Below are 14,342 nucleotides of genomic sequence, written 5' to 3'. Positions count from 1 at the left end.
AAATGAAACGAAGTGACAATCATCGTAGGAGCAAGACTGGTGTTTATCTAACAAGCGCCCTTGTTTTAGTTCTTGCGGCTGGTGGCGGGTATTTTTACTATCAAAAAACGCAAGAAGAGCAAGTGGTTTCAGCAGGAGAAAAAACGATCCAACAGTTTGCGGAACGTTTAAGTACTGGCGATTATAAAAAGGCGATGTCATACACGCAAATTGATTCACAGACTAAGAAGACAATTTCTGAAAAAGAAGCTCTTGAAAAATACCAAAACATTTACGGAGCTGTGGCCATAAAAGGCTTGGAAATCTCTAATTTAAAAGTGACGAAAAAAGATAGTGAAACCTATTCTTTTTCTTATAAAGCTAAAATGAATACAAGCTTAGGCGAATTAAAAGACCTATCATATAAAGGAACTTTGACAAATAAAAATGATCAGATCAAAATCAACTGGCAGCCGAACTTGATTTTTCCTCAAATGGAAGATACAGACAAAGTAAGTCTGACTAGTGAGGAAGCTAAAAGAGGCGATATCCTTGATCGAAATGGAAAGAAATTAGCAACGACGGGCAAATTGAAACAGTTAGGGATCGTTCCTAGAAAGCTGGGAGAAAAAGAAGAGAAAACAGCAAACATCAAAGCAATTGCTGCAGCTTTCGATCTTTCAGAAGATGAAATCAATCAAGCTATCTCTCAAAGTTGGGTACAACCGGATTATTTTGTTCCTCTAAAAATCATTGATGGACAAACCCCCGAATTACCAAGTGGAGCAGCGATCCAAGAAGTTGATGGTCGCACCTATCCGTTAGGCGAAGCAGCAGCGCAATTGATTGGTTATGTTGGTGATATCTCAGCAGAAGATATCAAAAAGAATGCTGAATTAAGTAGTAATGGTAAAATTGGTCGTTCTGGTCTGGAAATGACTTATGACAAAGAACTACGTGGCACCAATGGGGGGAAATTGAGTATTACGGATGCTGATGGGACAGAAAAAGAAGTATTGATCGATCAAGAAGTGAAAAATGGTCAGGATATCAAATTAACTCTTGATGCCGATGCTCAAAAAATCGCATTTGATAGTTTAGGTGGAAAAGCGGGTTCAACAGTAGCGACTTCGCCAAAAACGGGTGAGTTGTTAGTATTAGCGAGCTCTCCAAGTTATGATCCAAACAAAATGACAAATGGAATCTCCCAAGAAGATTATCAAGCCTATACGGAAAATAAAGATCAACCATTTATTAGTCGTTTTGCTACCGGTTACGCTCCCGGATCTACATTTAAAATGATTACTGCCGCAATCGGATTAGATAATCAAACGCTGAATCCAGACGAAGTATTGACGATCAATGGATTGAAATGGCAAAAAGACCAATCATGGGGATCGTATCAAGTTACTCGTGTCAGCGATGTGCCTCAAGTCAATCTGAGAAACGCAATGATTTATTCAGATAATATCTATATGGCTCAAGAAACCTTGAAAATGGGTGAGAAGAAATTCCGCGAAGGATTAAATAAATTCATTTTTGGGGAAGACTTAGATTTGCCGATCAGCATGAATCCCGCACAAATCTCAAATAAGGATAGTTTTAAGTCAGAAATCTTATTAGCAGATACTGGTTATGGGCAGGGAGAACTGTTAATCAATCCGATCCAACAAGCAACGATGTATTCTGTTTTTGCTAATAATGGAAATCTCGTTTATCCAAAATTAGAGATGGATAAAGAAACGAAAGTTAAACAAAATGTCATTGCTTCAACAGCTGTACAGACGATTCTGCCAGATTTGAAAGATGTTGTTCAAGATACGAATGGTACCGCTCATTCTTTAGCTGCTTTAGGCATACCAATAGCAGCAAAAACTGGTACAGCGGAAATCAAAGAAAAACAAGATGAAAAAGGACAAGAAAATAGCTTCCTATTTGCTGTGAATCCTGATACAAATGGTTATCTCATGATCAGCATGTTAGAAGATAAAGCAGAAGGTGATTCTGCAACGAAACGTGCACCTGAGTTGCTCCAATACTTGAATCAAAACTATCAATAGACGAATGAATAAAACTAATCAATGACTGTAGTCACTACTTACATTTGGGCTAGGAAACCTAAATTATTTAGAATACTACAGTCACTCGATTAGTTTTTTTATATAGGGATGCTTTAGAATGATCTTTTTACTTTTGGTTTAACGATAAAAGTAGCTAAGCCTAATAAAATGAATCCAATAATGAATGGCATCGTATGATGGAAAGTAGCATATAGTTGACCACCAATCATCGGACCGATCACTCTAGCTAATGCTTGGATGCTTTGTGAAGCCCCTTGGATTTTCCCTTGGTCCTCTTTGCTAGCATACGTTGAAATCAAACCATTATAGGAAGGACTAAAAATCGCATCACCTAGCCCGAAAAAGACCATGCCGATGATAAAGCAGGGGATCGATCTATAAAAAGCGGAAAGGATGATGACAGAATAACCAATCATTTCACTGGTAATACCCATAGTGATGATCTGGTTTTCTAGCCAAAATTTTAATAAAATCGGCATAATCAACAGTTGAGCAAAAATGTCCATAATGCCAATTAACGAGAAAGTAAAACCGATGATGATTGGCGATAAATGGAAAGTATCAATTGAAAATTGAGCAAAAATCGCTTGGAATGAACCGTTGGGTAGCCAAATCAAAAAACCTGTGATCAATAACCATTTGACTGATCGAAAAGTGAAAACCAATTGGAGTTGCTTGAAGGGATTGATTTGCTGAAGAGAAAGATTTCTTGTACGTTCACGTTTAGTCAAACTTTCAGGCATGAAAAAATAACCGTAAACCGCATTACTCAAAGACAAAAAGGAGGCAACGTATAAGGGAGTTGCTGGTCCGTACTGTGCCAAGAACCCACCAATCAAAGGACCTGCTGCAGTTCCAATCCCAACAGTCGCGCTAATCCATCCAAAATATTTTGTTCGACTTTCAATTGGTGTCAAATCAGCAAAATAGGCAAGAATAGCTGAGATTTCGCCGCCGGTTAACCCCTCAATTATTCTACCAAGAAAAAGTATCCATAAAGCTCCACCAAAGCCAAATAAATAGTACCCAATCGCAGAGCCAAACAAACTACTGATCAAAATAATTTTCCGACCAAACCGATCACTGAGTGCGCCTAACATAGGGGCGGCTAAAAACATGGAAAAAGCATAGATCGCACTGAGTAGTGTCACCGTGGTTGCTTGTTGCTGTGTGTTTTTTGTGTATTGCTCTACCATAAATGGGATGACCGGATTAACGATTGTTAACCCTAATCCAATCAAAAAGACCGAAGTGAAACCAAAAACGAGTGCATGTTTGTTGATTGTTGTATTCATATCAAAACTCCTTAGCTATAAAATGTTTCCTAGGAAACATTTTATATAGTATCTGTTTATTGTTTCCTTGTCAACAATAAATAGAGAGATACTACGATAGAAGAATGAAATCTAACGAAGCAGAGAGCAAAAAATCAACCGTGATCTTAAGATCACGGTTGATTACACATGCACTTTATTTTTCTAGTTTTGTTCTTTTTAAATTTTCTCTAAAGCGACCGATAAAACGAAAAACAGTATCAAACTCTTCCTTAGTCATTTGTTGAAAAACGACCTCATTTTCTTTAAGAAATTCTTCATGGAGCTTTTGATGCATTTTGTTAATACGCTGACCTTCAGCTGTCAGGCGAAAGTAACGCTCTTTTTTATTTTCAGGTTTCTGATAGCTTTCAAGTAAGCCGTTAGTGATCATTTTTTTAGTTAGCTTACTAATCGCTCCACGAGTCATGTAACTAGCATTTGCTAATTTGGTTACATTTGGATTTGGAATTGATGCTACTTTTTCGATTAAGTCGATCTCATTTAAAGAATAGCCTTCGAGTACTTGTTCTAATTTTGGTTTATTACGCCAAGTGATCTCGTTAGTCATATCGACCATCTCACTAATCAATTTAAGTCTTGAGTCCATTTTTCACCGTCCTTTTTCTCTAGTATAACGAATGGACATTATCATTACAACATTCATTGATAGATAGTAAGTTAATTGGCGTATACTTTTTTAGTGAAATATTTAAGAATCAGAGGTGAGATCAGAGTACTTAACAAAACAACGATCACTAAAGGAGAGTAGTAGTGATTTTCAATCAAGTTGCTTTGTTGTCCGATCTGTAAAATAATCAGTGCCATTTCACCACGAGAAATCATACCAGCTCCTACCATGAGTGCACTGTTGGAAGAAAAACCAGAGAATTTTGCTCCAATATATCCGCCAATAAGTTTAGTCAGAATCGCTACGAGTGTCAAAATCAAAATAAATAGTATCTGTTCACTAAAGTTAGAAAAATCTACTTCTAAACCAACACTCACAAAAAAGACGGGGATGAATACTGCATATCCTAAAGCTTCAACATTATTGTAAACTTCATGTTTTACTTTTGTTTGACTCACTGCAATCCCAGCAAAAAATGCCCCAATTACTGAACTTAACCCAATCAGGTCTGCTAAATAAGACATTCCTAGGCAAATGACTAATGACATAATGATAATGGCTGAATTCGCATAGATTTTTTCTGCTAGCGACATTAAAAAAGGAGCGATCCATTTCACTAATAAAAAGATAAATAAGAAATAGAATAGTTGTTCCAACAAGAGTAAAGGAAGGGGTAGGTTGCTCGTAGACTTACCTGTTAAAAAAGATAAACTGAAGCTTAGCACTAGAACAACCAGAATATCATCAACAACAGAGGCACCTAGAATCGTTGATCCTTCCTTCGTATTCACAACATTCAGTTCTTTTAGTACTTCGACAGAGATACTAACAGAAGTCGCAGCTAAAATAATCCCAAAAAAGATTGCTTCATTGTTCGCTACTTGAAACGCCTCGCCAGTAAGCCAACCGAAAAAGACAGGGAAGAGGATTCCTAAAAGTGCTACAAACATTCCTGGTTTAAAATATTTTTTCAATAAGGATAAATCACTTTCCAAACCTGCTAAGAACATCAGCAAAATGACACCAATTTCAGAAAAATCATGAACTAAAATATTAGGATGAACCCAGCCAAGTCCTGCTTGTCCTAGTAATACACCAACTAACAATTGTCCAATAACAGCCGGAATTCCAAATCTTCTCGAAATATGCGAACCAATTGTAGTTGCAACAAGGATTAAACATAAAATACCAATAAACTCCATAAGATAGTCAAACCTTTCTTTATTCAATAGTCTCAAATATATAATAACATTAATTATTTTATTTGTGGTGAAAAGAGATTATCTAGAAAACTGCAAAAAGAGACTCGAAAATGAAAAATTTTTAAGAGCAAATAAAAAGAGGCAGCATTCAGAAAGTTTTACTCTTAGAAATGAAAAGCTTTTAGAAAATTAGCTTTTTCTATCTTCTAGTTAAGCAAACTAATACACATGCAACCTCTTTTTTCCTTAAGAATATCTCTTGTTCACTTTGAAATAGGTAATGATTTCTGAGATACCCATGAAAATTAATAGCCCACCAAATAATTGGAAGAGTATCATGACGCTTTTGAATGGATTGAATAATAAAATCAAACCACCAATCAATAAGAGAATACTATAAGCACTCCAACCTTTCGAACGGGTGTTAAGTCCGACGAATAATTGAAAGAGACTTTTTAGGATAATAACTAAACCTAAGATAACTGGTAAGAGCGAGACGATTGCTGCTGCAAAGACCCACACGATTAGTGCGAGAATAAAAAATGCAATCCCGCTAATTAAACCAAATCCCCATGCACCCGTTTGTTTTCGGTTTTTATTTGCTTCTAAAAGATTCAAAATCCCCAATAAAACAAAATACGCTGTAATGAGGTAGCCAATAAAATGGAATACAGCTGTCGGATTGATCACAATTGCAAGTCCGGCAATGATGTAAATGGCTGACCTTAGCAATGCGTAACGCTGAAAATTAGTACGTATCATTTCAAACATAACATAACCTCCTTTTATTCTATTGTAACGGTAAACGGTTATTCTACCAAACAAAAACCAGTTTTTTTATTTAGCTTCTTAATATTTTATCCATTTTCTTGCCTTTTGCAAGTTCATCAATTAGCTTATCTAAATAACGTATTTCCTGCATCAGTGGGTCTTTGATCGTTTCCACTCGCACACCACAAATCACCCCAGTTATCAACTGTCTGTTTGGATTCAGTTTGGGTGCTTGTTCAAAGAAGACTTGGAACGTTACTTCATTTTTCAGTTGTTTTTGTAATTCTTCTTCGGTATAACCAGTCAACCAGCGGATGATTTCATCCACTTCTGACCGAGAGTGTCCTTTTTTCTCAGCTTTTTTTACATAGAGAGGGTAGACACTTGAGAAACTCATGGTGAAAATTCGTTGATTCATGATAGCACCTCCTACGATAAGTTTTCTTTTATTATATTCGTTTGTTCAATAAATGTGTACTTATCGCAATTGTAAAAAAAGAATAAATAAAAGGCTAAGGCAAGTTGATGAATAAACTTGTCTTAACCTTTTGAGATTTGTAGCAAAGTTATTCTTTTCTCATCAAATAGTCAAATGCACCAAGGGCTGCTGTAGCACCCGAACCCATAGCAATAATGATCTGTTTATAAGCACTATCTGTGCAATCACCAGCAGCGTAAAGTCCTGCTTCACTGGTAGCACCATGGGCATCAGTGATGATTTCTCCTCGATCATTTAACTCTAGTGTTCCAACTAACCAATCCGTATTAGGAACCAAACCAATCAGAATAAACACACCTGAAACAGCTATTGTGTGTTCTTCCTGGGTGGAACGGTCGATATAACTCAACGAATCAACCTTTGTCTGACCACTGATTTCTTTCGTCTGGGCATTTAGAATGACAGTGACATTTGTTAAAGTAGCTAGTTTATCTTGTAATACTTGGTCTGCTTTAAGTGTCGGAAGAAACTCTAAAATATATACATGTTTCGCCAACCCAGCTAAATCAATGGCAGCTTCAATCCCTGAATTTCCGCCACCAATCACTGCGATTTCTTTTCCGGCAAAGAGGGGACCATCGCAATGAGGACAATAGGCAATTCCTTTGTTTTTAAATTCTTTTTCACCAGGAACATTGATTGAACGCCAATGAGCTCCTGTTGCAACAATCGTTGTTTTTGATTTCAGCTGATTGCCGCTTTTTAAATTGATTTCAAAGAGATCTGCTCCTTTGTTTAGTGACACAACTTGTTGATTTGTCATAACATCAACAGGATAAGACCGTAAATGTTCTTCGACTTGTTTCATCAATCGTGGACCTTCTGTGTAAGGTGTACCGATTAGATTTTCGATGCCTAACGTTTCTACGACTTGACCGCCAAGTGTATCAGTTACGAGTCCAGTACGGAGGCCTTTTCTAACTGCGTAAATCGCTGCGCTGCTTGCTGCTGGACCACCACCGATAACTAGAACGTCAAATAATTCTTTTGTATTGATTTTCTTTTGTTCCATTAGATTCGGGCCAGCTATTTTTCCTAAAATTTGTTCAATCGTCATTCGTCCACTAGCAAATTCTTTTTCGTTTAAAAAGACGGTTGGCACGGCCATGATTTGTTTTTCAGTGATTTCATGCTGATACATCCCACCTTCGATCATCGTATGGGTGATCAACGGATTCAAAACCGCTAAAATGTTTAACGCTTGAACAACATCAGGGCAGTTGTGACAAGTTAAACTGACATAGCTCTCAAAATGTAGAGGTTGATTGATTTCTAAAATGGATTGAATCAAAGTATCAGCTATTTTAGGTGGTCGTCCACTTACTTGTAATAAAGCAAGGAGGAAAGATGCAAACTCGTGGCCTAAAGGAATACCTGCGAAAGTGATCCCGCTAGTCTTTTGTAAAGAATTGATTTCAAAGCTAGGGGTACGTGGCAACGTCTTTTGTTCAACCGTAATTTTATCAGTCATATCTGCCACTTCGTTCACAAACTCGAATAATTGTTGGGAATTGGCTGTGTCATCTGTACTAACCGAAAAAACGACTGGTGCTTCCATTAAATCAAGATATTGAGCTAAATTTTGTTTCGTTTCCTTATCTAACATCGGCTCATCCTCTAAATCTTTCCAACAAGATCGAAACTAGGTTTTAGTGTTTCACCACTTTCTTTCCATTTCGCTGGACAAACTTCACCAGGATGCGTACGTACGTATTGTGCGGCTTTGATTTTGTCAATCAAGGCACTTGCGTCACGTCCAATACCATCAGCATTGATTTCCATTGCTTGTACGATACCATCTGGATCTATGATAAAAGTTCCTCTTTGTGCAAGTCCACTTTCTTCATTCAATACATCAAATAGACGAGAAATGTGGTGAGAAGGGTCGCCAATCATGGCATATTCTATTTTTCCGATAGCTTCAGATGAGTCATGCCATGCTTTATGTGTAAAGTGGGTATCCGTTGAACAAGAAAAGACTTGGACGCCTAGTGATTTTAATTCATCGTATTGTTCCTGTAAATCCTCTAATTCTGTTGGACATACGAAAGTGAAATCTGCTGGATAAAAGCAAATAATACTCCAATTACCAGTAAGATTAGCATCGCTGATATCGACAAATTCTCCGTTTTTATAAGCTTGTGCGGTAAATTCTCCAACTTTTTTTCCAATCAATGACATATGAAAACCTCCAATTTATTTTACTTTATTTATAATTAATATAATTTAATAACGGTTGCAAAGTCAAAGGTTTTTTGGTTATTTTAAGAATGTCTCGTAAAAATAGGAGGTTATTTATAGGTAGAATAGAAAAAGCCGTACATGGGAATAGTGGCTGCTTCCTTTGTTTAGTAGGATTCGTCGACTATTTTTTCATGAACGGCTGCATTGGATCATTTATTAGAAAATGGTGTGCAAGATGTATAATCATTTTCTTGTTTTAATTCAAAGATATATCCAGCAATTTGAGTAATTACTTTTTTCCATTCTTGCGGTGTTACATAATTGTCCAATAAATAGATTTTTTTTATGTGTGATGGCAGATGCTCTAAGGGACAGTCACTGACGATGATATCACATTCTTCCATATAATTTTTTTGGATGATGATCGACTCGGAAGAAAAGATCTGCTCGATTTTGACCATCAAATCTTTACTCACATAAAAATCCTTGGTGTAATTGATACCTATGACGATCGAGTGTTGAGGTTTAAAGCGATCATACAAATGAAGTAAGTCTTCAACGATCCATTGCATATTTTCTTTGATCAATAGATCTGGCAGCTCTTTACTGATTTTTTGTCTAAAAGTGACATAGAATTGTTTGATCTCATTTTGTAAGTTTTCAAAATTTTCTTTTCCTTCATATAAAGTATAGGTAGGTAAAGGAGTATTGGGTTGATCAGGATTCAAAAAAGTACTGAAAAGTTTATTTCGAGCAAAGTTCAAGGCATAAAGTTTTTGTTGGTTTACTGGTACTTTTAAATGAAAGTGTCGGCTAAAAGACTCCACTAGCTTTTTAGAGTAGACGATGTAAGGAACATTAGCTTCTAGTAACATTTGGTAATGTTGAAAGCTAAGCTCGTCACTTTCTAGTTTTGAAATCGCTAATCTTGCTAACAGGTTGATTAAAACCCGCTGTTCATGACAAATAGATAAATGATCGTTAAGCAAATCAAATTCTGGAGTAACCAAGTATTCAATATAGTCATATTCTTTAAACTCTCTTTGGACATTCTTCAACGATGTAACTGGAAAGTTCTCTACACAGATTTTTAATAGTAAAAATAATTTCTCTTTCATCCCTCCACTTAGGGCATCAAGTAATTCTTGTTTAAAATAAGTTGTTAGTTCATACGTAATAGATTGTGGGGTTTCCATACCATAGGGGACAGAAGTATTTGAAAAAATATTCCAATAAACATCTAAAAAACAATACTGGATCTGTACTTCCGTTCCTGCTACGATTTTTTTTCCTTTAGCTGTAAATTTAAATGCAATCCCATACAATTTAAGGAACTGATTGACAGCTTTCATTTTGGAATAAAGATAAGAGGAGCTGTAATTTGTTGTTTGACTAATGCTAAGAATTGAATGACCAGTTGGTTCTAACAGGGCTGTTAAAATTTTAAAATTTGTCGATTCTAAACAGTATTTACCAAATAATTCATAATAACATTTTGCACTATCTGTATTCTTTAAATCTAACTGAACAAATTTCTTTTGCCTGATCAAAGAAACATCTTCTAAATCAAGTGTCATAAAATCCTGTTCTAATTCTTGGAGATAAAGCAAAAAATTAGAATCAGACATCTCAAAATAATCAGCGAGGTAGTGAGTGGTAATGAAGAATGGGTGTTCTGCAAGAAAAAGAAAAATATTGAGCTTGGTAACACTTTTTTTATTTAAAAGATACTTTTTGATTGCTTCTTGTGTTTGCATGTTATTCCTCCATTTGATTTTCCATCCAGCATTTTACTAAAAAATTAGCTATTTTGAACAAAAAAACAGTAATAATATTTTAGCCGTTTGTATTATCTTATGTATTGCAAGCCAAAAGTGTTTGAAACGGGGGAGATGTAAAAATGAATCACTTAAAACTTATAATGGCTACTGTTGCTTTGACAGGCCTATCGGTAACTGCCGAAGCAACGCAACAAGTAAAGATTGAAGAGCACCACCCAATCGTTACTAAAACGAAAGAGCCTGGGTGGGCAAACGTGAATTGTATCACACTACAGGATGAATTTTCCACAACAAATTCAGGAATCATGAAATTTCCGGTGGGAAAAACGGTACCAGTCAAAGCCAGTGTCAGCTATTCAGGCGATAGACAACCAATCTCACAATCCAATGTAGTATTTGAGAATGTTGATCCAGCATTGACGATTGGGTACGATCCAACTACGCTTCAGATTAATGGACATAAGGCTAGTTTTACTTTTACTGTAACATTAAATCAACATTTAACAAAGCCAGCATTATTTACGATCAAAGTAGCTGATGGCAGTCCGACAGATAATCAGCATCTTACGCCTTATAGTCAACGTCAGACAGTTGAAGAAATGCTTAATGTTGATGAGGATAATTTTACCGAATTACCAGAAATTGAACCAACTGATCCAACACCGGAGGAAAAACCAGATCCAGTTGAACCGACTGATCCAACGCCAGAAGAAAAACCAGATCCAGTTGAACCGACTGATCCAACGCCAGAAGAAAAACCAGATCCAGTTGAACCGACTGATCCAACGCCAGAAGAAAAACCAGATCCAGTTGAACCGACTGATCCAACACCGGAAGAAAAACCAGATCCAGTTGAACCGACTGATCCAACACCGGAGGAAAAACCAGATCCAGTTGAACCAACTGATCCAACACCGGAGGAAAAGCCAGATCCAGTTGAACCGACTGATCCAACGCCAGAAGAAAAGCCAGATCCAGTCGAACCGACTGATCCAACACCGGAAGAAAAGCCAGATCCAGTTGAACCGACTGATCCAACGCCAGAAGAAAAGCCAGATCCAGTCGAACCGACTGATCCAACGCCAGATGAAATGAAAAAACCTCAAGTGGAAATCGAGATACCTAAGAAAGAAGAATTTCCAACTGTGGGGGAATCTTTAATTGACGTTAATACGAAAAATCAAGTAATTTTGCCAGATATGATCAAAGAAAAATCGCATCAGATGTCTTTATCAGGTAGTTTAACGCCTAAAAATGAAAACGATTATGAAATAAAAAATGATAATTTCTCAGATAATGAAAAATCTCTTGGTAATGGCATAAGTGGTCAATTACCAAAAACAGCAGATAAAGCAACACCAAGTTTTATGTATCTTGGGTTTACACTTATCATTTTCTCTATTTTCGGAGTGAGAAAGTTACGAAATAGTGAAAAACAAAGTTAAAGCAAACAAATAACATTATTATTAAAAGAAGAGAATGAGGAGCACATCCTCATTCTCTTCTTTATAAAATAGAAAATTACTAGAAAAATAAGTGATGAACCATAAGTATTAAATCACTTATTTTTTATTTGTTTAAATAATGTATTTGTTCTTGATCAACCACTGGATAAGTAATCAGTTCAGTGCCTTCGAGATTTTCTTTATGCATTTCAACTGCGGTGATTTGGTGATTGTTGTAAGTAGTATAGTAATAGATCCCTTTGTCCATGTTACAACAAGACGAATAGATCGTATATTCAAACTTCCCATTTCCTACATCACACAATCCTTTTTGTTGTTCCACGGATGTTAATATATGGAAAAATTGGTTCACGCTCTCCATCTCTGAATCTCCTGAGACTGATTGCCATTTTGTAAAGGCAGCTTTTACGAAACGAGAAGCAGATGATAAATCGCCTGGTAAGCCTAATCCACCCATTCCACGACTATACACATCCAACTCTAGATTTTTCGCAAAATGATTGGAAGATACAGTAGGAGAAACATGACGGTAGTTATTTAAATTAAACAATTGATAATCAAAAGGTGGATTATTTGTTAATACACCGACTGGATTATTGTAAATTTTCAAACCATCAATGGTTGATTCGATCACGAGAGCTTCATTTTGGTCAGCAAGCATCCAGTGAAGAGGAGAAAGTGGAAGTTCTTCACTAAAATTGATATTTACTAAGTTGATCTCAGCAAGTAATTTTTTTGCCTCATCGATTGTTGCGCATTTTCCTAATAACCAAGGGATAAATTCGAATGGTGAGATATTGGTTTTACCAGAGTCTTCTTCAAAGTAATGAGCATTTTCAGGGAAATTCAAACCTGACATGCTAAGTCCTTTTTCATTTGTTGCTTCAAAATATAACGGATAATTATCAACAACTGCAGCCATACCAATTAACGCATAGTGAGAGGGTAGAGGATCCGTTCGACGAAATTTAAAAGGATAGTTTCTAGGCGTAATTGTCACTACTTGTCCATAAGAAAGCTCTAAATCTAAGTTTCGTCCAAAATAATGATCTTTAGTTGCATAAACAATGGATGTACACATGATACATCTCCTCCTTTTATTAATATAAATTAATGATAATACCAATTTTAGTTTTTTACCAGAAAAACTGATTTTTGATTAAAAAAACTCCTATTATAAAAAAAGATCTTTTCTAAGATGGATTTACTTTGTAAGGATTAACAAGACAAGTGTGCGGTGTTCTAGAAAATTTTAGCGGAAAATAAGCCGAAGAATGCCCTAACTAGAAGGGATTCTTCGACTTATTTCTCAGAGCTAGAGACGTCACAAAATTTTTATGACAATTAAACTGAAGTAAATCTTACAGGTTCTGATTCAAAGAAAGTCACTCTTTGAGGGGATGGTTGGGAATTTCTTTCACTTTTAATATATCTAATAAGAATGTAAAAATTGGAATACCAACAATCAAACCCCATACTCCTAAAAAGCGTTCGCTGATCAATAATACAATAAAGGTATAGAAAATCGGTAATTCTGTTTTACTAGACATCAATTTTGGATTCAAAACATAAGATTCAAGTAAATGGACGATTAAAATCGTTAATAAGATGTAAACCACATCTTTTATGCCACCTTGAGAATACGCAATAAAGGATAAGGGCACACAAGAGATAATGACACCAGCAACTGGGATCAAACTTAAAATAAAGATCATAATTGCTAAACTAAGCAACTGATGGAAACCAAAAGCAGCTAAAGCAATCGTTGTGAGGATCGTGTTTAATAAAGCAATAATGAACTGTGCCTCTAATACTAATCCAAAGGTATTGACAAATTTATCAGCAAAGTAATAAATGTCTTGGAAGAACCAAGAAAATTCGCCTTTTAAGAATAAGCGGGAAAATAGGATTGTTTTTTTCTTTTCGATCATAAAAAAGAAACTTAAGATAAAAGACATAGTAAAGGCGACAGCCATCTTACCAAAGTCTTGCAAATAGCCTAAAGCAATTGATGCACCATTTTGTAATTGTTCAAAGAAATCATTTCTTTCAATGTAATTATGGATATAAAGTAAAACCGGATCAGCGTCTTTGGGTTGATGTTCATAGAAATTGATGACTGATTTGACCATGTCAAATGTTTGGTGTACCAAGACGGGAATATAAATTGTAAATGCTAAATAGATTAGGTAAACCACAAGAGCATAAACAATAATGGTTAATACTCCGGTTGGAACCTTAATGAATCGTTGGATAATTTGCACTAAGTGAATCATTAAATACGTAAAAATAAAAGTTAGTAAAATTGTTGTAATCATGCTTCTTACAAGAAAAAGGACTACAATAATGATTAATAGAACAGTCATACGACGAATTTTTTCATTCGCCAAAAAGCGTTGGTAAACAGACAAATCAACAACCTCCAAGTAATTTAA

The 14,342-nt window shown here is 35.9% G+C and carries 12 protein-coding genes; 2 read left to right on the top strand and 10 right to left on the bottom strand.

The features are described 5' to 3' along the window. Positions 1–2: 2 nt before the first annotated feature. Positions 3–2,039: a penicillin-binding transpeptidase domain-containing protein gene (locus AB5M32_RS02915; protein ID WP_178286219.1), complete on the top strand. Its 2,037-nt coding sequence runs from the start codon at positions 3–5 to the stop codon at positions 2,037–2,039. 113 nt (positions 2,040–2,152) lie between these two features. Here AB5M32_RS02915 and AB5M32_RS02910 read toward each other — a convergent pair whose 3' ends face one another. From AB5M32_RS02910 to AB5M32_RS02875, 8 genes are all read right to left on the bottom strand, one after another. Then, entirely contained in the window at positions 2,153–3,355 is a 1,203-nt protein-coding gene (locus AB5M32_RS02910; protein WP_178286221.1) for an MFS transporter, read from the bottom strand. Positions 3,356–3,530: 175 nt separating this feature from the next. Continuing rightward, positions 3,531–3,983 (bottom strand): MarR family transcriptional regulator, encoded by a 453-nt coding sequence (locus AB5M32_RS02905; RefSeq protein ID WP_178286223.1) that lies wholly within the window; start codon positions 3,981–3,983, stop codon positions 3,531–3,533. A gap of 71 nt (positions 3,984–4,054) precedes the next feature. Next, entirely contained in the window at positions 4,055–5,206 is a 1,152-nt protein-coding gene (locus AB5M32_RS02900; RefSeq protein WP_010719107.1) for a cation:proton antiporter, read from the bottom strand. 246 nt (positions 5,207–5,452) lie between these two features. Next, positions 5,453–5,977: a DUF308 domain-containing protein gene (locus AB5M32_RS02895; protein WP_053766849.1), complete on the bottom strand. Its 525-nt coding sequence runs from the start codon at positions 5,975–5,977 to the stop codon at positions 5,453–5,455. Positions 5,978–6,047: 70 nt separating this feature from the next. Continuing rightward, complete coding sequence (locus tag AB5M32_RS02890; RefSeq protein WP_010737628.1) at positions 6,048–6,395, bottom strand: DUF2200 domain-containing protein; 348 nt, start codon at positions 6,393–6,395, stop codon at positions 6,048–6,050. A gap of 148 nt (positions 6,396–6,543) precedes the next feature. Continuing rightward, on the bottom strand, positions 6,544–8,082 hold the full coding sequence (gene ahpF, locus AB5M32_RS02885; protein WP_063627144.1) for an alkyl hydroperoxide reductase subunit F: 1,539 nt from the start codon (positions 8,080–8,082) through the stop codon (positions 6,544–6,546). 11 nt (positions 8,083–8,093) lie between these two features. Continuing rightward, positions 8,094–8,657: an alkyl hydroperoxide reductase subunit C gene (gene ahpC, locus AB5M32_RS02880; RefSeq protein ID WP_096710313.1), complete on the bottom strand. Its 564-nt coding sequence runs from the start codon at positions 8,655–8,657 to the stop codon at positions 8,094–8,096. Positions 8,658–8,869: 212 nt separating this feature from the next. Beyond that, positions 8,870–10,417 (bottom strand): helix-turn-helix domain-containing protein, encoded by a 1,548-nt coding sequence (locus AB5M32_RS02875; protein WP_368024290.1) that lies wholly within the window; start codon positions 10,415–10,417, stop codon positions 8,870–8,872. Positions 10,418–10,560: 143 nt separating this feature from the next. Here AB5M32_RS02875 and AB5M32_RS02870 point away from each other — a divergent pair, with 143 nt between their 5' ends. Next, positions 10,561–11,886 (top strand): LPXTG cell wall anchor domain-containing protein, encoded by a 1,326-nt coding sequence (locus AB5M32_RS02870; protein ID WP_178286225.1) that lies wholly within the window; start codon positions 10,561–10,563, stop codon positions 11,884–11,886. Between the two features lie 124 nt (positions 11,887–12,010). Here the strand turns inward: AB5M32_RS02870 and bsh are convergent, their stop codons facing one another. Both bsh and AB5M32_RS02860 read right to left on the bottom strand, forming a co-directional pair. Then, positions 12,011–12,988: a choloylglycine hydrolase gene (gene bsh, locus AB5M32_RS02865; protein WP_178286227.1), complete on the bottom strand. Its 978-nt coding sequence runs from the start codon at positions 12,986–12,988 to the stop codon at positions 12,011–12,013. Positions 12,989–13,292: 304 nt separating this feature from the next. Then, positions 13,293–14,318, bottom strand: coding sequence for an AI-2E family transporter (locus AB5M32_RS02860; protein ID WP_010737621.1), 1,026 nt, complete (start codon positions 14,316–14,318; stop codon positions 13,293–13,295). Positions 14,319–14,342: the final 24 nt, after the last annotated feature.

Source organism: Enterococcus sp. C57 (genome assembly GCF_040887305.1).
Classification (GTDB): domain Bacteria; phylum Bacillota; class Bacilli; order Lactobacillales; family Enterococcaceae; genus Enterococcus_B; species Enterococcus_B hirae.
Note: the sequence above shows the minus strand (reverse complement) of the source record. Positions and strands in the feature narration are given on the sequence as shown.